This is a genomic window from Brevibacterium sp. CT2-23B, from assembly GCF_013168765.1.
GTDB lineage: Bacteria > Actinomycetota > Actinomycetes > Actinomycetales > Brevibacteriaceae > Brevibacterium > Brevibacterium sediminis.
Map to the genome: position 1 here is coordinate 120,949 of NZ_JABBYK010000004.1, position 24,215 is coordinate 145,163.

The 24,215-nt window shown below is 66.0% G+C and carries 18 protein-coding genes and 1 riboswitch; of the genes, 11 read left to right on the forward strand and 7 right to left on the reverse strand.

Going from position 1 to position 24,215, the window contains the following annotated elements:
- Positions 1-38: 38 nt before the first annotated feature.
- Positions 39-992, forward strand: a complete 954-nt coding sequence (locus tag HIM68_RS11590) for a LysR family transcriptional regulator (RefSeq protein WP_172172341.1) — start codon at positions 39-41, stop codon at positions 990-992.
- A gap of 29 nt (positions 993-1,021) precedes the next feature.
- On the opposite strand, the gene HIM68_RS11595 is transcribed toward HIM68_RS11590, so the two are convergent.
- Both HIM68_RS11595 and HIM68_RS11600 read right to left on the reverse strand, forming a co-directional pair.
- Positions 1,022-1,591 (reverse strand): GNAT family N-acetyltransferase, encoded by a 570-nt coding sequence (locus HIM68_RS11595; RefSeq protein WP_216657127.1) that lies wholly within the window; start codon positions 1,589-1,591, stop codon positions 1,022-1,024.
- 110 nt (positions 1,592-1,701) lie between these two features.
- On the reverse strand, positions 1,702-2,688 hold the full coding sequence (locus tag HIM68_RS11600) for an LLM class flavin-dependent oxidoreductase (RefSeq protein ID WP_172172343.1): 987 nt from the start codon (positions 2,686-2,688) through the stop codon (positions 1,702-1,704).
- Between the two features lie 193 nt (positions 2,689-2,881).
- On the opposite strand from HIM68_RS11600, the gene HIM68_RS11605 reads away from it, so the two are divergent.
- The gene (locus HIM68_RS11605) at positions 2,882-4,063 is read left to right on the forward strand and encodes a sorbosone dehydrogenase family protein (RefSeq protein WP_172172345.1); all 1,182 of its coding nucleotides are present in this window, start codon (positions 2,882-2,884) and stop codon (positions 4,061-4,063) included.
- A 193-nt stretch (positions 4,064-4,256) separates the two neighbouring features.
- Here the strand turns inward: HIM68_RS11605 and HIM68_RS11610 are convergent, their stop codons facing one another.
- Positions 4,257-4,904: a copper resistance protein CopC gene (locus HIM68_RS11610; RefSeq protein ID WP_229664247.1), complete on the reverse strand. Its 648-nt coding sequence runs from the start codon at positions 4,902-4,904 to the stop codon at positions 4,257-4,259.
- 65 nt (positions 4,905-4,969) lie between these two features.
- Positions 4,970-5,485 carry a low molecular weight protein-tyrosine-phosphatase gene (locus HIM68_RS11615; protein ID WP_172172347.1) on the reverse strand — a complete coding sequence of 172 codons (516 nt, stop codon included), beginning with the start codon at positions 5,483-5,485 and terminating at the stop codon, positions 4,970-4,972.
- Between the two features lie 52 nt (positions 5,486-5,537).
- On the opposite strand from HIM68_RS11615, the gene HIM68_RS11620 reads away from it, so the two are divergent.
- The gene (locus HIM68_RS11620) at positions 5,538-7,508 is read left to right on the forward strand and encodes a M13 family metallopeptidase (RefSeq protein ID WP_172172349.1); all 1,971 of its coding nucleotides are present in this window, start codon (positions 5,538-5,540) and stop codon (positions 7,506-7,508) included.
- 104 nt (positions 7,509-7,612) lie between these two features.
- On the opposite strand, the gene HIM68_RS11625 is transcribed toward HIM68_RS11620, so the two are convergent.
- Positions 7,613-9,265, reverse strand: a complete 1,653-nt coding sequence (locus HIM68_RS11625; RefSeq protein WP_367647516.1) for a DUF1684 domain-containing protein — start codon at positions 9,263-9,265, stop codon at positions 7,613-7,615.
- Between the two features lie 135 nt (positions 9,266-9,400).
- Here HIM68_RS11625 and HIM68_RS11630 point away from each other — a divergent pair, with 135 nt between their 5' ends.
- From HIM68_RS11630 to HIM68_RS11645, 4 genes are all read left to right on the forward strand, one after another.
- A complete protein-coding gene (locus tag HIM68_RS11630) occupies positions 9,401-10,705 on the forward strand; it encodes a M18 family aminopeptidase (RefSeq protein ID WP_172172351.1) in 1,305 nt (434 codons plus the stop codon).
- Positions 10,706-10,766: 61 nt separating this feature from the next.
- A riboswitch (TPP riboswitch) is annotated at positions 10,767-10,874 on the forward strand.
- Positions 10,872-12,680, forward strand: coding sequence for a phosphomethylpyrimidine synthase ThiC (gene thiC / locus HIM68_RS11635; RefSeq protein WP_172172353.1), 1,809 nt, complete (start codon positions 10,872-10,874; stop codon positions 12,678-12,680). Its footprint overlaps the riboswitch before it by 3 nt.
- Before the next feature lie 222 nt (positions 12,681-12,902).
- On the forward strand, positions 12,903-13,694 hold the full coding sequence (locus HIM68_RS11640; RefSeq protein WP_172172355.1) for an amidohydrolase: 792 nt from the start codon (positions 12,903-12,905) through the stop codon (positions 13,692-13,694).
- Positions 13,695-13,725: 31 nt separating this feature from the next.
- Complete coding sequence (locus HIM68_RS11645; RefSeq protein WP_172172357.1) at positions 13,726-15,492, forward strand: ABC-ATPase domain-containing protein; 1,767 nt, start codon at positions 13,726-13,728, stop codon at positions 15,490-15,492.
- Between the two features lie 152 nt (positions 15,493-15,644).
- Here the strand turns inward: HIM68_RS11645 and HIM68_RS11650 are convergent, their stop codons facing one another.
- Positions 15,645-18,101 (reverse strand): thioredoxin domain-containing protein, encoded by a 2,457-nt coding sequence (locus HIM68_RS11650; RefSeq protein WP_172172359.1) that lies wholly within the window; start codon positions 18,099-18,101, stop codon positions 15,645-15,647.
- A gap of 112 nt (positions 18,102-18,213) precedes the next feature.
- On the opposite strand from HIM68_RS11650, the gene HIM68_RS11655 reads away from it, so the two are divergent.
- From HIM68_RS11655 to HIM68_RS11665, 3 genes are read left to right on the forward strand one after another with little or no spacing between them, the layout of a single operon-like run.
- Complete coding sequence (locus HIM68_RS11655) at positions 18,214-19,260, forward strand: hypothetical protein (RefSeq protein ID WP_172172361.1); 1,047 nt, start codon at positions 18,214-18,216, stop codon at positions 19,258-19,260.
- Positions 19,257-20,204: a hypothetical protein gene (locus tag HIM68_RS11660; RefSeq protein ID WP_172172363.1), complete on the forward strand. Its 948-nt coding sequence runs from the start codon at positions 19,257-19,259 to the stop codon at positions 20,202-20,204. Before HIM68_RS11655 ends, HIM68_RS11660 begins: the two co-directional genes overlap by 4 nt.
- Before the next feature lie 4 nt (positions 20,205-20,208).
- Positions 20,209-21,429, forward strand: a complete 1,221-nt coding sequence (locus tag HIM68_RS11665; RefSeq protein ID WP_172172365.1) for an amidohydrolase family protein — start codon at positions 20,209-20,211, stop codon at positions 21,427-21,429.
- Positions 21,430-21,456: 27 nt separating this feature from the next.
- On the opposite strand, the gene HIM68_RS11670 is transcribed toward HIM68_RS11665, so the two are convergent.
- The gene (locus tag HIM68_RS11670; RefSeq protein ID WP_172172367.1) at positions 21,457-22,317 is read right to left on the reverse strand and encodes a glycerophosphodiester phosphodiesterase family protein; all 861 of its coding nucleotides are present in this window, start codon (positions 22,315-22,317) and stop codon (positions 21,457-21,459) included.
- Positions 22,318-22,655: 338 nt separating this feature from the next.
- On the opposite strand from HIM68_RS11670, the gene HIM68_RS11675 reads away from it, so the two are divergent.
- Positions 22,656-24,149 carry a sodium:alanine symporter family protein gene (locus tag HIM68_RS11675; protein WP_139470342.1) on the forward strand — a complete coding sequence of 498 codons (1,494 nt, stop codon included), beginning with the start codon at positions 22,656-22,658 and terminating at the stop codon, positions 24,147-24,149.
- The last annotated feature ends 66 nt before the right edge of the window (positions 24,150-24,215 follow it).

Genomic DNA, 24,215 nt, shown 5'->3' on the forward strand with positions numbered 1-24,215 from the left:
TAGACTATTGCTATGTCTGACCTGCACGGAGACCCACGATGAACCTCGAACAGCTGAGAAGCTTCGCCGAGGTGGCCGCCACCGGCCATTTCACGAAAGCCGCCGCGACGCTCCACTTGGCCCAGCCCTCGCTGTCAAGGCAGATCTCGACGTTGGAGAAGGAACTCGGGGCCGAGCTCTTCCACCGCGCGCACGGACACATCACACTCACTGACGCCGGCCAGACCCTGCTGCCGACGGCGAAACGCATGCTCGCCGATGCCGAGGCGGTCCGCCGCGACATGGACGAGCTCGCCGGTCTGCGGCGCGGTCGCGTCCGGCTCGGTGCGACCCCGACCCTGTGCGTGAGCCTCGTGGCCGAGGCGATCAGCCGGTTCCACACGGCCCATCCCGGCGTCGAACTCGAGCTCGTCGAAAAAGGCTCTCGTGAGCTCATCGAGTCACTGGCCGGCGGCGAACTCGACCTCGCGCTCATCACCCGCACCTTCGACCTCGCCCCGCAGATGCCGAGGCTCAGCCTGCGCGGGATCCTCGCCGAGGATCTCGTCGTCATCGCCGCCGCCGGTTCCGATCTGCTCACCTCAGGCCGTGCGACGTCCGATCGGATCACCCTCGCCGAGGTGGCCGACCGTCCCCAAGTCCTGTTCCATCATGGCTACGACCTCAGGGAGGCGACCTCCGCAGCGTTCGAGACGGCCGGGCTGAGCCCCCGAGTCGTCGTCGAGGGCGTGGAGATGGATGCGGCGCTGCGGTTCGTCGAGCGCGGCCTCGGGGTCGCGATCGTCCCGGCGATGGTCCTCGTCGACCGGCCCCTGCTGACCTCGGCGCCCCTGGCCGATCCGCAGCTGACGCGGACGGTCAGCCTCGCGACGCGCGCGGACGTGCGGGCGACGAGGGCCGCCTCGGCGATGGAGTCGACGGTCCTGTCCACCGCCCGCACGCTCGCCGACACCGAACCCGGACTGGCGGCGCATGTGCGCCTGGTGGGGTGAGGTCGAGCCTCGGTGAGGACGGAGTGCCTCTATGCTTCAGTCGAAAGCGTGCGGACCATGGTCGAGACCTTCGGACCGTTCGGCACCTGCGTCTCGGCGATGGTACTGAAACCGAATCGGACGTAGAGAGCGACATTGCGCGGATCCGACGTCTCCAGCGACACCAGGGAGCCGATCGTGTCCATCCGGCGCAGACCTTCGGCGAGGATCGCCGACGCGATGCCCGACCCCCAGCTGTCGGGTTCCACACCGATGGTGGCGAGATCCCACGCGGCGTGGGGCCGCGAGGGCAGGTGTGTGGCCATCAGCACCTCGAGGCGATCACCGAGCAACTCGCTCACGCGGTTCTGTCGCTCGGAGTTAAGGTCGGGAGCTTCCGGGGGCACGAAGGCCGCCACGCCCCGGTACTTCTCCTCGACGATCACCAGCCCGCACTCGACCGCGTGGGCGAGATAAATCGCCTGCAGCTCCTCCAGCCGCGCGCGATAGCGGTCGGCCGGCACCGACCACCGCGTCCAGGAGTATTCATCAAAGGCTCTGGAGAGCACTCCTGCGGCGGCGGGGACATCGGCGGCAGTCGCCTCACGCACGGCAATCATCACGATACCAATCTACCGCGGTTCGACGGGTTCGCCGACACCGTCGATGTCCACAGCCAATGGCCGAACGGCGGCTCGCGCCCCAGCCTGGGGTCCGCTCAGTCGTCGCCTCAGAACCAGGCGTCGGCGAGCAGTTTCAGCGACTGGCGCTGCACCTCTGGATCGTAGGCGTAGGTGACGGTGATGAGTTCGTCGGCGCCGGTGCGTTCGACGAACTCGGCCATCTGCGCGGTCGCAGTATCCGGTGAGCCGACGGCGCTGATGGACAGCATCGGGCTGGTTCCGCCCTGCGCATAGATCTCGGCCGGGTCGACCGGGGGCTGCAGATTGCGGCGGCGGCCGGTGCGCATGTCGTTGAACATCTGCTGGACTGAGGTGAACTGGCGGGCCGCCTCGGCGTCGGTATCGGCGACCATGACGTTGATCCCGGCCATGACGTAGGGTTCGTCGATCTGGGCGGTCGGCGCATCGGCGGTGAACGAATCGCGGTAGGTCTTGATCGCGATGTCGATCTGGTCGGGTGCGAAGTGCGAGGCCAGGGAGAACGGGAGGCCCAGCTGACCGGCGATCGAGGCGCCGTTCATCGTCGACCCGAGCACCCAGATGGGCACGTTCATCCCCGCCGAGACCGCGGACTTGATCGGCATCGTGTGCGCCTGCCCCATCTCGGAGAACCAGCCCTGCATGTCATAGATGTTCTGCGCGAAGTCCTGTGGTTCGGCCGAGGATCGGGCTAGCGCCTGCGCGGTCATCCCGTCCGTGCCTGGTGCGCGCCCGAGGCCCAAGTCGATGCGATCACCGTGGATGTTCGCGAGCGTTCCGTACTGTTCGGCCACCATGAGCGGGGCGTGGTTGGGCAACATGACACCGCCGGATCCGACCCGGATCTTCTCCGTCACCGAGGCGGCCTGAGAGATGAGCAGTGCTGTGGCGCTGGCGGCCAGGCCCATCGTGTTGTGGTGCTCGGCGAACCACAGGCGCTTGTATCCCAGTTCGTCAGCGAGTTTCGCGTTCGTCATCGATTCGGCGATGCCCTCGCGCGCGGTGGCTCCTTCCCGAATGGAGACGAGATCGAGGATGTTCAACGGAACGGACAAGGCGGAAGGCTCCTTCGGTGGGCGCACGGTGCGGTTGCGGGATGCAGTCGCAGAATTTCAGTCACTTGAGGCAACAGTCCGAGCAGACGGTTCTATTCCTGTGCAGACGGTCCCATTCAGCGGCAAGCGGTTCAGTTCTTGAGCGGCCGACGGATAGTCTTGTGCCACCGGACTCCCCGATGAAGGCGAGATCATGAGCACCTCAGCACACTTTCGCACCCGGCGGCTCCTCACCGGTGCCGCCATGTCCCTGGCCGTCGTCCTCAGCGCCTGCTCCTCCGATTCGCACTCCGGCGAGACCGACGGTCGGGACGAGTCAGCGGCGGGGGCCGCCTCGGCGAGCAGTGGTTCCGGATCATCCGACACCGGGTCCACATCGTCAACACCGGGCGCGGACTCTCCCGAGGTCGTCGCGACCGGCCTCGAATCCCCGTGGTCGATCGCCTTCCACGGGCAGACCATGCTGGTCAGCGAACGCGACTCGGGTCGCATCCTCGAAGTCTCCGCAGGTGGAGACGCTCGCGAGGTCGGCCGGATCGATGATGCCTCGGCCTCGGGAGAGGCCGGCCTCCACGGTCTCGCCGTCGACGATGACCGTCTCTATGCCTTCTTCGCCGCTGGGACGGAGAACCGGATCGTGCGGTTCGCCCTCCTCGGCGAGGCCGGGGATCTGTCCCTGGGCGAGGAGGAGACGATCCTCGACGGACTGCCGACCGCGAACTTCCACAACGGCGGGCGGCTCGCGTTCGGGCCCGACGGGATGCTCTATGCCACGCTCGGCGATACGGGTGATCGCGACAGTGCGCAGGACGAGGATGCGCTGTCGGGAAAGATTCTGCGCATGACGCCCGACGGCGACGTTCCCGATGACAATCCTTTCGGCGATTCGCTCGTCTTCAGCATGGGGCACCGGAATCCGCAGGGCATCGGGTGGGACGACGAGGGCACGATGTACGCCTCGGAGTTCGGGCAGGACACGTGGGACGAACTCAACGTCATCGAAGCCGGCGGCAATTACGGGTGGCCCGAGGTCGAAGGCATCGCCCAGGGTGACGGTGCGAGTGACGGCGGCTCCGGTGACGGGGACGGTGATTTCATCGACCCGGTGCAGCAGTGGTCCCCCGACCAAGCGAGCCCCAGCGGACTGGCCATCACCGATGACAGCATCCTCATCGCCGGACTGCGCGGCGAGCGCCTGCATCAGGTTCCGCTCGACGATCTGAAGTCGTCGTCAGAGCTGTGGACCGGCGAGCATGGGCGACTGCGCGATGTGGTCGAAGCGCCCGACGGGTCGCTGCTCGTGCTGACGAACAACACCGACGGTCGCGGAGAACCCGGCCCGGACGACGACCGTCTCCTGCGTTTCACACCCTGAGGTGCTGGCCCGACCGCCTCCCTAGCCTCTCCTTCAAGGCGAAGCACACTTATCAGCCGGTGCACCTCGCCATAACCGCGCTGACGCTTGAACGAGATCGCCGCCGATTCCACCACGGACCGGATACACCGAGGCCCCGAACGCTCTTCGCGTTCGGGGCCTCGTGTCAGACGTGCTGTGTGGGAGTTCTCGCTCAGTTGTCCTTGGTGCCGGGCAGGCCCTGGGACTTGCGACGCATGAGCAGAACGACGATGACGATGATGGCCAGGCCGCCGACAGACAGCAGCACGATCATCGGCGTCGACATTCCGGAGTCGCTGCCGGTGGACTCGCCGATCTCGCCGCGATCCTCGGTGTCCTTGCCGGGTTCGTCGACGACTCCGCCGCCGAGTCCGGCCTTCGTCGACTCTCCGGACGATTCCTTGACATCACCGCCGGCGCCCTCGGCATCCTTGATCGCGAACGAGTAGTCACCGGAGATCGGGTGGCCGTCCTGCGACACCACGCGCCAGGTGACCTTGTAGTCGCCGGGTTTGAGATCATCGGGCAGAGCGACGCTGAGTTTCTTGCCCTCAACGGTCAGCTCACCTGCGGAGACATCCTTGCCGTCGACGACGACCTTGACCTCGGAGCCGACTTCCTGGATGTCGCCGGAGAAGGTCATCTCGAGCCATTTGGGCTGCTGATCGAGTTCGGCACCGTCCTCGGGATTCGACGACACCAGCTGATCATGGGCACTGGCGGCGGGGGCGAATGCGAACACGCTCATCGCGGCCACCAGCAGGGCGGCGAAGCCCAGCCTGAGAGCGGACCAGTTCTGTCGTGTCATGAGACGAGTCATGAGAGTTTCTCCTTCGAGGCGTACCTGCGATGTCGGTCGTGTCAGCAAGCTTGTGCCTACTAGTATCACTGAGTTTTCGCGGCCAGCGCGCGCAGACGATCCGTGATTCCCGGCACGGACACTTCAATTGTCTCAAGAGTTTCTTCGAAATCCTTGAATTCGCCGTACCAGGGATCCTCGACATCCGGCGCCGGAACACCGTCGCCCTCGACCCCGGCCACCCGCGGATCGAACTCGCGGAGCATCCGCAGCTCCGGGGCCGCCTCGGCGGGAAGACCTGAGATCATCCGCTCCAGGGCACGATAGTGGCGGGCGGTCATCGCCACCGCCAGATCGCGGTCGGCCAACCAATCGGGGGTGATCTGTCGGGCGACGTGATCGTCGGTGCGGTAGCCGGCCGCGGCGAGCACACGCGCCTGACGTGGGTCGATGGGGTTGCCGGCCTCCTCGTCGCTGATCCCGGCGGAGTCGACGACCGCCTCGGCGCCGGTATCGGCCAGGTGATGTAAGAGCACACGTTCGGCGGTGACGGATCGGCAGATGTTGCCGGTGCACACGAAAACGACGGATGCCAGACTCATATCTCCTCCTCGGGCAGGGCGTGCGGGGCTCTGATCACGATACTGTGGGGCCATGACTTCTGAAACCTCACTGACCTCGATCAGGCCTCAGGATGACCTGTACCAGCACATCAACGGCGAGTGGATCGACTCGTTCACGATCCCCGACGACCGGGCCGGCGACGGAGCCATGCGTGAGCTCTTCGACACCGCCGAGACCAAGGTCCGCGACATCATCACCTCCGTGACCGACACCCCGCAGGAGCCCGGCTCCGAAGGGCAGAAGGTCGCCGATCTGTTCACCTCATTCATGGACGTCGATCGCATCAACGAACTCGGTGTCGCCCCTCTGACCTCGACGTTCGCAGCCATCGACGCCGCCGAGGACAAGTCAGAACTCGCCGCCCTGCTCGCCCGGATCGAGACCGAAGGCATCGGCGGTCTCCTCGGCGGATACGTCACCGCCGATGCGAAGGACTCCGACGTCTACGCCCTCTATCTCGTCCAGGCCGGCATCTCCCTGCCCGACGAGGACTACTACTTCAATGACGACCACGCCGAGGTGCGCGCGAAGTTCCTCGCACACGTGCAGAAGATCGCGGCCCTGGCCGGCCTCGGTGAGAAGTCCGGGATCTCCGACGCCGAGGTGGCCGCCAAGGTGATGACGTTCGAGACCGAGCTCGCCCGCCACCACTGGGACCGCGTGGCCTGCCGTGATGCCGAGAAGACGTACAACAAGTATTCGATCTCCGAGCTGCGCGACCTCGGTCCCGAGTTCGACTTCGACTCCTACCTGGGGATCCTCACCGCCGATGCGTCTGATCTCAAATACCTCGTGGTCTCCCAGCCCTCGTTCGTCACGGGCATGGCGAAGGTGTGGGCGGAGACCGACATCGAGACCATCAAGACGTGGCTGCGCTTCGTCGTCGTCTCCGACACCGCCTCGCTGCTCTCCGATGAGTTCGTCGAGGAGAACTTCGACTTCAACTCCCGCACTCTCTCGGGCACTCCTGCCCTGCGGGAGCGCTGGAAGCGCGGGGTCAGCCTCGTCGAGGGCTACCTCGGTGAGGCCGTGGGCAAACTCTACGTCTCAGCTGAGTTCCCGCCGTCGTCCAAGGACGCGATCGACCATCTCGTGGGCATGCTCATCAAGGCCTATGACAAGTCGATCCGCGAGCTCGACTGGATGAGCGAGGAGACGAAGGAACGCGCCCTGGTCAAGCTCTCGAAGTTCACTCCGAAGGTCGGCTACCCGGAGGTGTGGCGGGAGTACCCGGCCGCGATCGACGCCTCCGACCTGGTGGGCAACGTGCGTCGCTGCTCGCAGGCCGAGCATGTGCGGCAGGTGAAGCGGATCGGCGGGCCCATCGACCGCACGGAATGGCTGATGACCCCGCAGACGGTCAACGCCTACTACCACCCGGTGATGAACGAGATCGTCTTCCCGGCAGCGATCCTCCAGCCGCCGTTCTTCGACGCCTCCGGTGAGGTGGCCGCGAACTTCGGAGCGATCGGCGCGGTCATCGGCCACGAGATCGGTCACGGGTTCGACGATCAGGGATCGCGCTACGACGGTGACGGCAACCTCGTCGACTGGTGGACCGAATCGGATCGGACCCTGTTCGAGGAGCGCACGAATGCGCTCATCGCCCAGTACGAAGAGCTGGTCCCGACAGGTCTCGAACTGAATCAGCACGTCAACGGGGCGCTGACGGTCGGTGAGAACATCGGCGACCTCGGCGGTCTGTCGATCGGGTGGAAGGCGCTCGAGCTCGAACTCGGCGAACGCGCGGGCACCCCGGGCGTGCCGGTGGCGCCGTCGGCCGAGCAGGCGAAGGCGTTCTTCGAGGCATGGGCGAAGGCATGGCGGTCGAAGATGCGCACCGAGGAGCGCGTGCGCAGGCTGTCGATCGACCCGCATTCGCCGGAGGAGTTCCGCTGCAACCAGGTCGTGAAAAACATGTCCGCCTTCCACGACACCTACGGCGTTGCAGAGGGCGACGGCATGTACTTAGCCCCCGACCAGCGAGTCACCATCTGGTAATTACTACCTGACGGCGGCCCAGCAACCTCGCGCGAGGTTGCTGGGCCGCCGTTAGGTAGTTCTGGGAGGAAACGGGCGCTGGGACTGAGGCTGGGAGCCGGCCGTCAGCGGTGGTGGCGGATGAGGGCGACCATGCGGTAGTCGAATTCCTGCCAGCTCGTGATCGAGGCACCGGACTCCATGGCCGCCTGGAAGTCCTCAACCTCGGTGCGATCGGATTCGAGCGGAATGTCGAAGGGCATCTCCACGTAGATCAGCCCACTGGCGTCGGTGTGGACGATGTCGAAACCGGCCTGCTTCGGGTCGAGTTCGTTGTTCATCACGATGAGCAGACGGTCCGCCGGCGCCTCGTATTCGGTCTCGATGCCATCGACATAGCCCTGCTGCGAACGCAGCTCACGCTGGGCCTGGATGACGAACGCCGAGTACGCGCCGATGCCGATGACCGGAATCCGTGAAGTCAGCGCTTCGGTGGCGACATCGATGAGCCGCGACCGGGCCTTGCGCCCCAGCGGCGACAGATCTCCGCCGGACATCGCGACCCCGTCGAAGCCGACGAGGGAGATCCGCCCGTCGTCGTGGTTGGGGTTGAGGATGGTGATGTCGAGGCCGAAACGCGAATACCAGGGGCGCGTCACCTCGGCGCTCTCTTCGTCCCACCACACGTAGAAGAGGAACGGCACGTTGATCCCGGCCTCCGAGTAGAAGAACGGGGGACGCCGCTCACCTGCGGTGACGTCGAAGGGAACGACGTTTCCCTCGATCGGGGCCGGGCAGGTGGCGAATGAGGTGAACGCGAACGGGTAGTTCACCGCACGGTTGAAATCGATGACGAGCGACCCGTCCTGATTCGGCACTCCGAGGTCGATGGTCCGCCACGCAGCGGTGGTGCTCCCGTTCGTCGAATCGTGGAAGTCCAGTTGGAGTCCGGTCTTCGGGCACCCGGTGGCGAGCAGGCTCACCTCACCGTGCGAGGTCTCGAAGGTGACGGTTCCCGCCGCCTGTGTCTGCAGCTGCAGGTCCTCTTGGGCGGTTTCGATGGTGTAGGTCTTGAACGGGTCGAACCTGGTGAACCGGGCGAGGAAGACGAAGTCCGGGTCCGGGTCGAAGACCGGAACCTCGAAGAACTTCCCGAGCAGCGGGGACTTCGAATTGCGCACACGCACGCCGAGGCGGCCGCCCCGATCGATGAGTTCGTAGAGGACGTTGCCGACGGTGAACCAGTTGAGCGAGCCGCCGTTCGGAAGCTTCGCGCTGAACCCATTCTCTTCCACGCGGACCTGTGGCTTGGCGGGCGCTGCTGCGTGCCAGTCGGATCCGCCGTCGGACCCCGCATCGGATCCGGCATCCGTTCCGGCAGAAGAGTCGGCACCCGCAGCGTCTGCCGCAGCCGCGCCCGCACCGGACTGGTCCATCACCCTCGGCAGAGTCGAGGTGTCGCTGGGCACGGCCGGGCTGGTCGCACGGGTCGGTCCTCCGCCGTTCACGCCAGAAGCAGCAACGGCACCAGCCGACTCACCGTTGCCGACCTTGCTGAGCAGGTCGAATGTCTCGGCTGCGGGGCCGGCCTTGATTCCGGTCTTCAGGGATACGGTCACCCAGCCGTCGTCGACGGTGAACGTGCCGGGGGCGTCGGTCCAGGTCGATTCGGCGTCGAGCCAGTGGAGTCCGACGACACTGAGCCAGCCGAACGGTTTCGCAAGGGCTGAGTTCCGTGAGTCGCGCCAGGTGTTCCACTCCGTCACGAACTGGTTCACGTCGAACACTCCTTGCCGTCGCTGGTGCGGTCGCAGGGTCGCTGCCCCCGCCTGATTCTCGGACCCGGTGGCAACCCGGCGTCTGAGACCTGATCTTCTTCACCTCCAAACTACCGCAAACGATAGGCTGGGGAAATGAATGAATCACTCCCGAGACCGGATGTGGCCGCGACGACAGCGGCTGACCTCGGCGACTTCGTCAGCGCATCTCCCAGCTCCTACCACGCGGTGGACACGGCAGCGAAACGCCTGGAAGAGGCCGGTTTCTCCCGCCTCGACGAGTCCGTTCCCTGGGTGCTGACGCCCGGAACCGGGCACTACGTCATCCGCGACGGCGCGCTCATCGCGTGGATGAATCCCACCGTCACCGAGGTGGCTCCCCGGTTCCGTGTGTTCGGCTCCCACACCGATTCCCCTGCGTTCAAACTTAAACCCGGCGGCGAGTTCACCGCCGAAGGCACCCGCCAGGTCGGGGTGGAGATCTACGGCGGGCCGCTGCTGAATTCGTGGCTCGATCGTGAGCTCGCCTTCGCGGGTCGACTCAGTCTCGCCGACGGCAGCATCGTGCTCGCCCGCACCGGGCCGATCGCCCGCATCCCGCAGCTCGCGATCCACCTCGACCGGCAGGTCAATGAGGGCCTGGCCCTGGACAAGCAGCGTCACACCGCTCCCGTCATCGGTCTGGCCGACCTCGCCGAGGCGGACATCATCGAACTGCTCGCCGCCTCTGCCGGGGTCGATGCCGAGTCCGTCGTCGGCCACGATGTCTACACCATTCCCGTTCAGGAGCCGGCCCTCTTCGGTGCCGCCGAAGAGTTCTTCGCCTCGCCGAGGCTGGACAACCTCCTGTCCGTCCATGCCGGCGTCACCGCGCTCACCCAGCTCGATGCCGACGGGCTCGACGGCATCCCTCTGTTCGCGGCGTTCGATCATGAGGAGATCGGGTCGAATTCGCGTTCGGGCGCGTGCGGTCCGTTCCTCGCCGATGTCACCGAGCGCATCGTCGCCTCCTTGCTGCCGCAGTCGACGCGCAGCGATTATCTCGCGTCGATGGCCACCTCGGTGTGCGTCTCCTCCGATGCCGGGCATGCTGCCCACCCGAACTATCCGGAACGGCACGATCCGCATGTCCGCCCCAGCCTCGGCGGAGGACCGCTGCTCAAGCTCAACGCTCAGCAGCGCTACGCCACGGATGCGGTAGGCGCCGCCGTATGGTCGCAGGCGTGCGCGGCCGCCGGGGTCGAGTACCAGGATTTCGTGTCGAACAATGCGATGCCCTGCGGGTCGACGATCGGACCGCTGACCGCAACCCGACTGGGCATGACGACCGTCGATGTGGGTCCGGCTCTGTACTCGATGCACTCGGCGCGCGAAATGGTCGCGGTCTCCGACGTCGTCGCCCTCGGTGCGGCAGCGAAGGCGTTCCTCCAGGGCAGCTGACCCCCAACCTGTCGCTCGAGGAGCCGCAGTTGTCCTCACTGCGTCATTCGTGATACGAACGGCACGACGCCACGGGAGCCCGCTGCAAGGGCTGAGATCGGACTGGATCGTCCGAGACCGTAGAACCTGATCCGGTTGATACCGGCGTAGGAAGTGAGGACTGCAGATGACTGCATTCACCCCTGAAACACCTGCCCCTGCCACGACTTCGTCTGACGCAGATTCGCACGACCAGTTCACCCTCAAGCAGTATCCGACGCATTCGCCGGCGTGGGTCGAGGACGAGGAACACGGCATCCGCGTTCCCGTGACCCGCATCGAGCTCGAGGACGCGAACGGTCGGGACAACGATCCCGTCGACGTGTACCGCACTGTCGGACCGGGCAGCATTCCGGAGGAGGGACTGCCCGCTCTGCGATTCCCGTGGATCGAGAATCGTCTCGACACTGAGACGTATGACGCCCGCGGCCACCGCATCGCCGATGACGGTCGTGCCGCCGTTCGCCGAGGTGCCCCGTCACAGCAGTGGAAGGGACGCAAACCGGTTCCGCGAAGGGCCAAGTCCGGCCGCACGGTGACCCAGATGCACTACGCAAGGCAGGGCATCATCACCCCGGAGATGCGGTTAGTGGCGCTTCGCGAGCAGTGCGATGTCGAACTCGTGCGCGCCGAGCTCGCCGCCGGTCGCGCGATCATTCCGAACAACATCAATCACCCCGAATCCGAGCCGATGATCATCGGCAAGGCGTTCCTCGTCAAGATCAACGCGAACATCGGCAATTCCGCGGTCACCAGCTCCATCGCCGAGGAGGTGCAGAAGCTGCGGTGGGCCGCGAAGTGGGGTGCCGACACCCTCATGGATCTGTCGACCGGCAATGACATCCACACCACCAGGGAGTGGATCATCCGCAATTCGCCGATCCCCATCGGCACCGTCCCGATCTATCAGGCGCTGGAGAAGGTCGACGGCGATGCGAACGCACTGACCTGGGAGATCTATCGCGACACGGTCATCGAGCAGTGCGAGCAGGGTGTCGACTACATGACCGTGCACGCGGGTGTGCTGCTGCGCTACGTTCCTCTCACGGCTGACCGGGTCACCGGGATGGTCTCACGCGGCGGGTCCATCATGGCCGGCTGGTGCCTTGCCCACCACGAGGAGAACTTCCTCTACACCCACTTCGATGAACTCTGCGAGATCTTCGCTCGCTACGATGTTGCTTTCTCGCTCGGCGACGGACTGCGGCCGGGTTCTATCGCCGATGCCAATGATGCCGCCCAGTTCGCCGAGCTCGACACTCTCGCCGAACTCACCGAACGCGCTTGGGCCCACGACGTCCAGGTGATGGTCGAAGGGCCCGGGCACATTCCGCTCCACCTCGTGCGGGAGAACGTCGAACGTCAGCAGGAGCTCTGTCACGGTGCGCCGTTCTACACCTTGGGTCCGCTGGTTACGGATATCGCGCCCGGATACGACCACATCACCTCGGCGATCGGGGCGACGGAGATCGCCCGCTACGGCACGGCGATGCTCTGCTACGTCACCCCAAAGGAGCATCTCGGGCTGCCCGACCGTGACGACGTCAAGACCGGGGTGATCACGTACAAGATCGCCGCGCATGCCGCCGATATCGCGAAGGGCCACCCGGGGGCGACGGCCCGCGATGATGCGCTGTCGAAGGCTCGATTCGAATTCCGGTGGCGGGACCAGTTCGCCCTCGGCCTCGATCCGGAGACCGCCGAGGCGTTCCACGACGAGACGCTGCCGGCGGAACCGGCGAAGACCGCGCACTTCTGTTCGATGTGCGGTCCGAAGTTCTGCTCGATGCGCATCTCCCAGGACATCCGCGACACCTACGGCAGCGCCGAGGCGCAGGAGGCCCTGGCGGGAATGCAGCAGAAGAGCCGCGAGTTCCTCACATCGGGCGGAGAGGTCTGCCTGCCCGATCCGACCGTCGGCCTGCGGGAAGGCTGAGTCCGGCTCCGGGCCGGATCCCGCCCGTCGGCCCTCAGAACAACTGAGGAACGGGGGCCCCGGAGAATCCTGGCCGCGGGCCGCGCTGCCCGCCATGCGAAGCGTGGAGCTCCGCTCCTCGTCAGCGTCGATCAAGGCGGAGCGCGCCTACTGGACTGTACACAGATCGACAGACGCGCCACGCCTTGAATGAGCAGTTCGGAGACGATGTAGGTTGACGGTATGAGCGAACTCCAGCGTGCCTTCGACGCGCACCTGCACATCATCGATCCGAGCCATCCGCTGATCGAGAACAACGGTTATCTGCCCGATCCGTTCACGGTCGCCGACTATCGCGCGCGACTGCAGAGCCTCCCCGATATGGGAGTCGAGGTTGCCGGAGGAGCCGTCGTGTCCGGTTCGTTCCAGGGCTTCGACCAGGGGTACCTCATCGAGGCGCTGCGCCAGCTCGGCGACAACTATGTCGGCGTCACCCAGCTGCCGGATGAGACCACCGATGATCAGATCCGACGCCTCGACGAGGCCGGCATCAAGGCACTGCGATTCAATATCGCCCGCGGCGGTTCGGCCACCCTCGATGCCCTCGACAGCTTTGCCCGACGGGTCCATGACCTCGCCGGATGGCACGCCGAGCTCTATATCGACGCCCGCTCCATCGATGAGGATCTCGCCGCACGCATCGTCTCACTGCCGGCGGTGAGCATCGATCATCTGGGCATGCACGAGGACGGGCTGTCCACCCTGCTGCGCCTCGTCGAGGCAGGAGTGAAGGTCAAAGCCACCGGTTTCGGCCGTGTGGAGCTCGATCCCGCCGAGGCGGTCCGTCGCATCGTCGACACCGACCCGACCGCGCTGATGGTGGGGACGGACCTGCCGTCGACGCGGGCACGTCGCCCCTTCGCCGATGCTGATTTCGCACTCCTTCGTCAAGTACTCACCCCCGCCGAGGCGGACGCCGTGTTCTGGTCCAATGCGGCCCGGTTCTACGGCGTCGAGTCCGCATCCGCTGAGTAGACGTTCATCTCCGGCCACTAGCATGAGTGAAATGAGTTCACGTCAGTCGAATCTCGCCTCCACTCTGCATAGCCTCGACGGTCGCAGCTACGGCAATCTCAAGCAGATCCGCGGCCGCTACAGCTTCGGACCGGTCACCGTGTTCATCGACCGAGTCCAGGCCGATCCGTTCGCCTCACCGTCGAAGGTTCGGGTGCGCGTCGACCGTGCCGATGCGAAGTTCCCGCTCGACCTCACCACTGATCGGGCCGATCGCATCGCCGCCGCCGACTATCTGCTCCGGGCCGGCAACGAGGTGCTTGCGAAGCTCGGTCAGCGCGCACTCATCCTCGGCCGTCCCGGGCAGGAGGTCCTCGAGCGGACGAACATCCTCATCGATGACGCCGGGGTCGAGGCACGACTGCTCGTCAATCTGCCTGCACGCGGCCGCCGCATCCTCGGCCATCAGGCAGCGGACATCCTCACCCGTGATCTGCCGGATTTCGCCGAACGGCTCTTCCTCTTCGACCGTTGGTCAGACGCCCCAGCAGGCAGAGGAGGGAACACTCACGGCCCATCGGCCGAGGGGCTCGCCGACCACGTCCAACTGCACCGGGATCAGCTGGAACTGCGCAGCCACCTCGGCGAAGCAGGACTCATCGGTCTCGTCGGAAATGGTGCGATTCTCCCGCGGACGTCCGGGGATTCGGACCTGCCGATGAAGTCCTCCGATGCGGTTGCCTTCACCTCCCCTCCCGAACTTGAGCACACTGTCGAACTCTCCAGCGGCCGCACCGTCACCGGCATGGGCATCCCTCGCGGGGTCACCGTCATCGTCGGCGGCGGCTATCACGGGAAGTCGACGATTCTGCGCGCGCTCGAACGCGGCGTCTACCCGCATATCGCCGGCGACGGGCGCGAATGGGTCATCAGCGACCCGACTGCCGCCTCCATTCGAGCCGAGGACGGTCGCGCCGTCACCGGCGACGACATCTCGGCGTTCATCAACAACCTACCCTCGGGCTCTGACACGAGATTCTTCTCCACGACGAACGCCAGCGGGTCGACCTCGCAGGCGGCCAATCTCGTCGAAGCGATCGAGGCGGGCGCGAACACCCTGCTCATCGACGAGGACACGTCGGCGACGAACTTCATGATCCGCGACGAACGCATGCGTGCGCTCATCCCCGCCGAGCGGGAACCGATCACCCCGTTCGTCGACCGCGTGCGTCCGCTGCTGACCGAGCAGGGCGTGTCCACGGTGCTCGTCGCCGGCGGGTCGAGTGCGTTCTTCGAAGTCGCCGATCACGTCATCGCGCTCGACGCCTATGTGCCCAAGGAAGTCACGGACCAGGCGCATGACCTCGTCGGCGTCACCGCCGCCGACCTCGAAACGGCTCCAACCGGCAGCGACCCGGACACCGGTTCGGACTCCCTCGCCTCCCCCGCTTTCGCCGCCGCACCGCGTGTGCCGACGGCGAAGTCGCTGCGGCCGGCGTCGAAGACGAAGACCGCTCGGGCGAAGGGATCCGACCGGATCCAATTCGGCCGCGACTTCATCGACCTCATCGCCATCGCTCAGCTCGTCGACGCTCAGCAGGCGTCGGGAGTGGCCGAAGCTCTCGAATACCTCGCGGAGATCTTCGACGGACGCACCTCCCTGACAGAGGCGCTGACCGAGGTCGTGGACATGCTCGATACTGAGGGCCTCGACGGAATCACGGGGCACCGCGACCATCCGGGCCACCTGACCCGGCCGCGACGGCAGGAGATCGCCGCCGCACTCAACCGCTACCGGGGCTTGAGCCTCGAATGCTGAATTTCCGTGAAGTGACTTGCCACCATGACTATCCGGGACAACTCAATATTCCGTCGCCGATGGAATGTGGTGATTTCCCGAACAGTTCCCGATCTGCCGCCGAGGCGGCCCAACACCACCGCTGACGTGCGCGCCCGAACGGTCCAACAGTCCTACCCGTCCAGCACCCCAACAAGCTCCGTGGCCGTGCCGACCGGCAGGGAGCACTGCGTTCCCCGGCACACAATCGCCGTCCCCGCGGGGACGTCGACCTCCCGACCGTCCGGTCCCGGGACGCCTGTCGAGGCCGTGAGCAGAGTGAGCGACGGATGCCTGGCCGCGATGTTTCGCAGCGCATCGTCGACGGTGGCCACCCGCACGGGAGACAGGGCCCGCTCGGCCTGCCACAGCGCGTGTGCGCACCCGCGCGGAGCCTGCCCGGCCAGCGCCCGATAGACCCCGAGCAGCCGATCCCGAACCTCCAACAGCCGTCCCGTATCCAGCTCGGCGCCCCTACCCGGGGACGCCGCTTCACCGGATGGCTCCCAGCCACCGAATTCCGACCCGCCAGATGTCGCAGCCTCGACGCCGAGCTCGGCGAGCAGCAGCGCTGCCTCGGCAGCCGCCGATCGTCCCGACGGCACGGTGTTGTCGACGGGGTCCGCCGACTTCACGTCGATGATCCCGTCACCGAGCGAATCGACCGCTTCGAGGACCCCGTCTCCCCGTTCGGAGGTGAAGAGGTCAAGCATCGTCGCACCGAGATCGGCCAGGTCCTCCACCTTCACCGAGGCGGCTCCGTCCGGGAGCTGTCGGACCGTGATCCCAGCGGTGACGAGTTGAGCCCAATCGGCGAGCCCGCCTCGCCCGGGGCCGGCAACTCCGCCGGTGAAGGAGCGCCGCACATCGAGCGCAGCCGAGTCGGACGAGTCCCCCGAAGAGGGTGCACCGCCCGGCTTGAGTCGGTCATGCATCGCCGTCCAGAATCGCACGGCGGTTTCTGCCCACCGCGCCGAATCTGCAGATTCGGCGTTCCCTGTAATCGCACCACCAGTCGGGTCCGCACTTCCCGTCGAATCTGCACCACCCGAATCCTCAGCTCCCGCGCCGGAGTACAAGGCTGCCTCAGCGAGGGCGGTGACGGCCAAGGAATTCCATTCGGTGATGATCTTCGTATCGCGGGCCGGCTGGGAACGGCGAGCGCGCAGCTGCTCGAGCACCTCGCGCTGATGCCTCGTCGCCTCGATATCCCACGGCGCGGGGTGCTCGGCATCGAAGGGCACGTCCTCCATACCGAGCCAGTCGATGATGCGCACGGCCGCGACCACCTGGCCGGACAGCTCTCCCCCTGCCGGCGAATCGACGAGTCCGAGAAGACCAGCCTGCCCCGCCTCCGCGAATTCTTCGGGAGTGAACACATAGGCCGCGCCCTCCTCGGAGACTCCCGCCGAGTTGAGCGAATCCGCATCGAGGGCGGCGATGAATCCGTCATCGGTCGACAGGTCCCTGATCAGGAAGTTCGCGGTATCGGCGATCTCACGTTCGGCCAGGGCGAGCCACTTCGACCCCGAATCCAGGGCGCGTTCGACTTTCGCCCAGGCGACGACAGCGCGCAGATAGAGGGCGTTGTCGTAGAGCATCTTCTCGAAGTGCGGCACGAACCACTGCCGGTCGACGCTGTAGCGGGCGATCCCGCCGCGAACCTGGTCGCGCATGCCACCGGAAGCGATCCGCGCCAGCGTCGAACGCACGGCGATGAGGCAATCGAGGACGAGTTCGCCGGTCAGGTGCCCGTCGGCGCCGAGCCAGCCGAGCCGCCCCTCGGCCCGGACCCGATCCATCGGGCGCTCCCCGGCCCCTCCCCCGTTCGCCGAGGCGGTCCCGCCCGTTCCCGGGCGCGCCGAAGCGCCGTCGTTCGCTCCCTCACCCGCCGAGGCGGTCCCACCCAAGCGCACGAACGCCGCGAGGAGCTGGAGGACGTTCATCATCGGCGGGAACTTCGGGGCACCTCCGAACCCACCCCAGGCCGGATCGTACGAATCGAGCAGCGCTGCGGCGGCGGAATCGAGCTCGTCGGGGGTCAGGGACTCCGCGGCCGCCTCGGCGGGGAGCGCACTGGTCACGGCATCGGCCATCTCGGCCAGCCCGCGGTCCATCCGGGCCGTCATCTGGTTGACCTCGTCGCGGCGTTCAGTCCACGTCGCCGATACGGCCGAGAGCACCTGCGTGAACGCAGGCAGATTGCCCCGCGGCGCGGGCGGGAAGTAAGTGCCGGCATAGAAGGGACTGCCGGCAGGTGTGGCGAAGATCGTCATCGGCCAACCACCTTGGCCGGTCATCGCCTGCAGGGCATTCATGTAGTAGGCGTCGATGTCCGGCAGTTCTTCCCGGTCGATCTTCACGGGCACGAACCGGTCGTTCATCATCGCCGCGACCGCTTCGTCCTCGAAGGATTCGTGGGCCATGACGTGGCACCAATGACAGGTGGAGTAGCCGATCGAGATGAGGAGGGGGACGTCACGGCGGGCCGCCTCGGCGAGAGTTTCCTTCGTCCACATCCGCCAGTCCACGGGATTGTCGGCATGCGCGCGCAGGTAGGGGCTGGTCGAGTCGGCGAGTTCGTTCGGCATGCCCCCAGCGTCTCACTTCGAGCGATCGCGTGCGAGGTCATCTCCCGTCGGCCGACCGAGTTCTTCTCACACGAACCGACAAGGAGGCTGGTTTTTATGGGAGCATGGGGCCATGACCACCGCACCGAACACGGACGCCCATGACCCGAGAATCGGCCTCGACAGCCGCAGAATGGCCATCACCATCGTTGCCGCCGTCACCTTCCTCGTCACGTGGATCGGCACCGGGCTCCTCGAAGTCAAGGCTCAAGACTCCTACGTGTCGTCACCCGGTCCGAGCCTCCTGCGCCTCGCGCTCATCGCGGTCTCCGGCGCCGCCGCGATCACGATCGCCCGCGGACTTCGCCCGATCCCCCGCAACGTGTTCATCGTCATCACTGTGTTCCTCTGCGCCGTCGAAGCGCTCAAGTCGATCTTCACCATCGACACGTTCGGCGCCGACACCGGCGTATTGGCCGACAATCCCGCGCTCACCACAGCCCTGGTCACCGTGAGCCTCATCGTGGCGGTGGCTTTCCCGATCGTTGTGGCACTCGCCCTGGCCGCAGTCACGGCCCAACTTGTTCCCGTCGCCGAGGCGGCCGCTCCAGCAGTCCTCTGCCGCCGTTCACGTGCCGCCGCCTTCGGATTGTTCGCTGCGACCGGGATCGTGCTCCTCGTCTGGCTGCTGCGAACCATGTTCGTCGACGCCATGTTCCTGTTCGAGTACGGTGATGCGTTCAATGCTCTGGGCGCAGCGGTCGGGTTCGTCTCCGCCATCGCCGCCCTGCGGGTCGTCGCCGAGTCTCGGTCGCTGCCGGCCGATGAGCCGGCCCTCGGCTCATCTTCTTCCGGCACCACACCGCGATCTGCTCGCACTCTGGCCTTCGTAATCGTCGCCTGCGGACTGCTTCTGTGCCTGGAATCGACCTTGCTCGCCGTCGGTTATCCACCGGTCTCGAGCCTGGGATACACGGGCTGGGTCGTCTCCATGTTCGGCCTCGTCCTCGGCAGCCTCGTGCTCGCGGTCCGCACACTCAACTGCGCTCCGACCCACGACGTCACCCAACCCGGTGACCGTGCCCAGCCCGACGACACCACCCAGGCGGACGACAGCAATGTGGCCAACGACAGCACTGAGGTCGGCGGCAGCGGCAGCAATCCCAGCAACGGGTCATGAGCACCGCCGCACGGCAAGGTGCTGAGGCCGTCGCCGACGGAGACTCTGCCGAACGACCTGCACCACTGAGGCCTGGAGCCTTCTCACTGACGGTCGTGGCATTTCTCGTCCATTGCCTGTCGTGGGCGGGCGCCGCGCTTCTCATCAGCGCCGATGATGTGTACTTCACGACGAGTCCGGTCCGCGCGTGGACCCAGCTCGGCACCCTGCTCGTCGCCGGCGCATCGGGGATCGTCCTTCTCCGGACCCTGCCCCTTCATCCGCGCATTGTGCTCAGCGTGATCACCGTGCTGCTGTTCGTCCCATCTGGCCTGGCTTCGCTCGTCTCCACTGCCGCTGGAGACTCGGATGTCGGGCAAATGATCACCGCGTACCTGTGGCTCCTGCGCCCGCTGACGATCGTGGCCTATCCGCTCATCGTTGCCGGTGTGCTGGCGACGATCCTCGGTCGAGTCCCAGAATCCGCCGGCCTTGCAAATCCCCACACGGAGGCGGCCGAACCGACTCCACATCTCCCACGCCATCGCCACGCCTCCTTGGTCACAGCCATCGTCCTCATCGTCTCTGCTCTCATCATTGCGGTGACCTTCGCCTTCGAACCGTCCGGGGGCAGTTTCGCCGACGTCCCTGCCTCGAGCGCCTTCCTCACCGCCTGCGCGAGTCTCACAGCATCGACCGCCGGCCTTTACAGCTTGTACTCCCTGACGCGAAACTGCATCGCCGACTCAGCACCGGGATCCCCTCCCCCGCCGAGGATCGCCCAGGTTCTGACTGCAGTCACCGTGGTCTGCGGTATGGCCGCGTTCATGGTCTCTGCGGCGAGGATGTTCGGCGACGTAGCCTCCCTCTATTTCGGCCCGATCGCCGGACCGGTCGGGATGGGCGGAACGATCATGTCCAGCGTGCTGCTCTCTGTCCTCATCATCCGCTCTGTGAAACGATGACAGCATGACTGCGTCAGTGCTCAAGTGCGGAAAACTCTTCGACGGCGAATCCGGCGAGCTCCTCGATAACCAGGAGATCCTCGTCGAAGACGGACTCATCACGGACATCGGCCCCGCTGTCGATCACCCCACCGACGCCGAGGTCGTCGACCTGAGCGACCGGACCGTCTCGCCAGGCTTCATCGACACTCACGTCCACCTGACCATGGACGCATCTCACCTGCCGATGCAGACGCTCGGATCGACCGCGACGAAAGCCCTGACCGGGCTGTCCATCGCCCAGGGCTACCTCGAATCGGGGTTCACCACGGTGCGCGACCTGGGCGCGATGGACCCCGAGACCCCGACGCTCGACCTGCGCAACGCCATCGACTCCGACCTCGTCACCGGACCCCGGATCCTCGCGGCCGCCCACATCATCTCCCCGACCGGCGGACACGGCGACATCGGCGGCTTCTACCCCACCCGCTGGGACATCCCCGTCTCCGCCAAGGCCGATGATCGTGCCGAGATCCGTGCCGCCGTCCGCCGCGAACACGCCATCGGCTCGGACTGGATCAAGACGGTCAACGCCGGCGGCTACTTCAGCCCCGGCGACGACCCCGCCGTGTGCACCTGGTTCGACGACGAAATGGAAGCCCTGTGCGCCACCGCCGCCCAACTGGGCATGCCCGTGGCCGTGCACACCGGAGCCGCCGATGCCTGCAAGCAGGCCATCCGCGCCGGAGTCCGAAGCCTCGAGCACGCGTACCTCATCGACGAAGAGGGCGTGGCCATGGCCGCCGAGGCGGGGGTGTTCATCGTGCCCACGATGCAGATGACCCAAGAAGACCTCCAGCAGCTGAATGACGGCACCCTGCCCGATCAGGCGGTCTGGAAGTTCTCCCGCGATTCCGAACAGATCCTGGCCTCCCAGCGGCTCGTCGCCTCAGGCGACGCCGAGGTGGTGTTCGGCACCGACTGCGGAATGTTCCCCTTCGACCACGGGGTCAAGGAATTCGTCGCCCTCGTCGACGCCGGACTATCCCCGCTGCGTGCGCTCAAGGCCGCAACCTCGACCGCCGCGCGGATGCTCCAGCGTGAGGACCTCGGACGGCTGCGCACCGGCGCCTGTGCCGATATCGTCGCTATGCCCGGCGATCCGCTCACCGATATCTCGGCCACCGGTGACGTCGACTTCGTCATGTCCCGCGGCCGCATCATCCGTCGGCCCGTCCACGCCTGAGCCGACGCGGGGCCTATTGAGCCTCCGCTAGAGAGCTTCGACGACCTCGACGAGGCGGTCGGGAGCGTTGGTGATGATGCCGTCGGCGCCGACGTCGATGGCTCGTTCCATCTCGCCGAGATCGTCGACGGTCCACACCAAGCTGGTCATTCCGAGCTCGTGGATGGCGGTGAGGAAGTGTTCGTCGGCCGCGCAGAATTCGGGGTTGACCTGGTCGACCCAGTCGGCGAAGTCCTGGAGCTCGTCCGGGCAGGGTCGGCCGAGCACGCCGACCGGGATCTCCGGGGCGAGCGCGTGGAACTCTTCGACGAATGCCCAGTTCGCGGACTGGACGACGAGCATACCGGCGGCCAAAGCCCGGTCGAGATAGTTCGGCAAGGTGCGCAGGGCGGACAGGACCGCCTCGGCGATTCCGGGATAGAGCTCGGGGTGCTTGACCTCGAGCAGCAGGCCGGTGCGGGTGTCGTGTGCGAGGGTGAGCACCTCGGCGAGGCGGGGCACGCGGACACCGGCGAATTCCTCGCCCTTCCAGCTTCCGGCGTCGAGTGTGGCGATCTGGGCGGCGTTCATGCCGGCGATGCTGCGGTCTTGACGATTCGGGTACAGGGTGCGGGCGTCGGTGGTGCGATCGACGGTGGTGTCGTGCATGATCACGAGCTCACCGTCGGCGCTCATGTGGACGTCGGTTTCGATCATGTCTGCGCCCTGGTCGATGCCGGCGATGAACGCGGGGATCGTGTTCTCCGGCCAATCGGCGGACGCACCTCGGTGTGCGATGACCAGGGGCGGGACCCGAACGCGGGCGGGGTCGATCACGGTGCCGGCCGCGCCGGCGCTGAGGTCGCGGGGCGAGTGATCGGAGGTGGGGGTGGCGAGGGTGATGGGCATTTCAGAACTCCTCCACGGAGACTGCGGGTGGCGTTCGGGCGCCGGATCCAACTGCTGCGCGGAGGCCGAACGATGAGTACTAGGCCGCCCAGACTAGGGGGCCCGAGCAAGTTCCGGGTGATGCGCGAGTGGACGGGACATGAATCCTGACGGTGTCGACACTGGCCGTCGCCTGGGCCGATGCTGACTCGGCCGCAGGCCGACGGTGACCTTCAAGCAGGGGCCACTGCCACAGCTGCAGAGACGGAGGTGGCAGACTGGGAGTAACCACGGACGGAGTCCTCGCGTTCCGCACCTCCGATCCTCTCCAGCACAATTGCCGAAGGAGGCGCAGTTCGATGGAGATGCTCCAGAGTGCTTTCGACAGTGTCAGCACCGTATCGTCGTACATCCTCGTGGCTGTTCTCATCCCCACTGGTCTGTATTTCACCATCCGCACGGGAGCGGTGCAGGTCCGCCTGCTGCCCGAGATGTTCCGCACCCTGGTGGAGCCGGGCGGACGGGATTCCGAGGGCAACCGGAACATCTCGCCGTTCCGCGCCTTCTCGATCTCCGCGGCCTCGCGGGTGGGAACGGCGAACATCGCCGGTGTCGCTTTGGCGATCTCGCTCGGTGGACCGGGTGCGATGTTCTGGATGTGGCTGACGGCCATCGTCGGCGGTGCCACGGCCTTCGCCGAATCGGCTCTCGGACAGCTGTACAAGCTCAAGGACGGCCCGAACTTCCGCGGCGGCCCGGCGTACTACATCAAGCACGGGCTGAACATGAAGTGGCTCGGACTGGTCTTCGCCGTGATCGTCGCCATCACCTACGGCATCGTGTTCAACTCGGTGCAGTCGAACTCCATTGTCGACGCCGTCGGGGCCTCCTTCGGAGTCGAGAGTTCGGACGGCGTCTTCGCTGCCGTGGCCGGTGCGATCATCGCTGTCGCCGCCTTCGCGATCTTCGCCGGCGGCGCCAAGCGCATCTCGAACATCTCGGCGTACCTGGTGCCGATCATGGCCGGCCTCTACCTCATCGTCGGCATCATCGTCGTGGTGATGAACATCGGTGCCGTGCCGTCGATGATCGCCACGATCGTCACCGACGCGTTCAGCATGGATTCGATCGCCGGCGGAACGCTGGGATCGATCATGCTCATCGGTGTTCAGCGCGGCCTGTTCTCCAATGAGGCCGGTATCGGTTCGGTGCCGAACGCGGCAGCGACCGCCTCGGCGTCGCACCCGGCCAAGCAGGGCTTCGTGCAGGCGCTGGGCGTGTACTTCGATACGATCCTCGTCTGCTCGATCACCGCGTTCATCATCCTGCTGTCGAATCCGGAGTACGGCAGCTCTGCCGAGGGCATCCAGCTCACGCAGACGGCGCTGAGCGGTCAGCTCGGACAGTGGGCGATCCACTTCCTCACGCTGGCTATCTTCCTCTTCGCGTTCTCGTCGATCCTCGGCAACTACTACTACGGCGAAGCGAATATCGAGCACCTGACGACGAACCGCGTCGCGCTGCGCGTGTATCAGGTCATCGTCATGGTCTCGGTGTTCATCGGAGCGATCGCGGCCCTCGACCTGGTGTGGACCGCGGCCGATATCTTCATGGCGATCATGGCTCTCATCAACCTCTTCGCTCTGCTGATGCTCTCGCCGCTGGTGTTCTCGTTGCTGAAGAACTACCAGCAGCAGCGCAAAGCCGGCTTCGAACCGGTGTTCCGACGCGGCGATCTGCCGACTTATCGGCGCATCAACACCGAAGTCGATGCCTGGGACGGCACCGACGAGGTGACCACAACGAAGTTCTGGCATGACCGCGGCAAGAAGGTTCGCTCCGACAACGAGTGAGGCTGCCGCCACTGGCCGCACAAACAAAGGGCGCCTTCGGCACGATTCCCGTTCACGGGATTGTAC

Coding starts and splice junctions, on each gene's coding strand:
- HIM68_RS11590 (WP_172172341.1), top strand. CDS start 39: ATGAACCTCGAACAGCTGAGAAGCTTCGCCGAGGTGGCCGCCACCGGC.
- HIM68_RS11595 (WP_216657127.1), bottom strand. CDS start 1,591: ATGATTGCCGTGCGTGAGGCGACTGCCGCCGATGTCCCCGCCGCCGCA.
- HIM68_RS11605 (WP_172172345.1), top strand. CDS start 2,882: ATGAGCACCTCAGCACACTTTCGCACCCGGCGGCTCCTCACCGGTGCC.
- HIM68_RS11610 (WP_229664247.1), bottom strand. CDS start 4,904: ATGACTCGTCTCATGACACGACAGAACTGGTCCGCTCTCAGGCTGGGC.
- HIM68_RS11615 (WP_172172347.1), bottom strand. CDS start 5,485: ATGAGTCTGGCATCCGTCGTTTTCGTGTGCACCGGCAACATCTGCCGA.
- HIM68_RS11620 (WP_172172349.1), top strand. CDS start 5,538: ATGACTTCTGAAACCTCACTGACCTCGATCAGGCCTCAGGATGACCTG.
- HIM68_RS11630 (WP_172172351.1), top strand. CDS start 9,401: ATGAATGAATCACTCCCGAGACCGGATGTGGCCGCGACGACAGCGGCT.
- thiC (WP_172172353.1), top strand. CDS start 10,872: ATGACTGCATTCACCCCTGAAACACCTGCCCCTGCCACGACTTCGTCT.
- HIM68_RS11640 (WP_172172355.1), top strand. CDS start 12,903: ATGAGCGAACTCCAGCGTGCCTTCGACGCGCACCTGCACATCATCGAT.
- HIM68_RS11645 (WP_172172357.1), top strand. CDS start 13,726: ATGAGTTCACGTCAGTCGAATCTCGCCTCCACTCTGCATAGCCTCGAC.
- HIM68_RS11650 (WP_172172359.1), bottom strand. CDS start 18,101: ATGCCGAACGAACTCGCCGACTCGACCAGCCCCTACCTGCGCGCGCAT.
- HIM68_RS11655 (WP_172172361.1), top strand. CDS start 18,214: ATGACCACCGCACCGAACACGGACGCCCATGACCCGAGAATCGGCCTC.
- HIM68_RS11660 (WP_172172363.1), top strand. CDS start 19,257: ATGAGCACCGCCGCACGGCAAGGTGCTGAGGCCGTCGCCGACGGAGAC.
- HIM68_RS11665 (WP_172172365.1), top strand. CDS start 20,209: ATGACTGCGTCAGTGCTCAAGTGCGGAAAACTCTTCGACGGCGAATCC.
- HIM68_RS11670 (WP_172172367.1), bottom strand. CDS start 22,317: ATGCCCATCACCCTCGCCACCCCCACCTCCGATCACTCGCCCCGCGAC.
- HIM68_RS11675 (WP_139470342.1), top strand. CDS start 22,656: ATGGAGATGCTCCAGAGTGCTTTCGACAGTGTCAGCACCGTATCGTCG.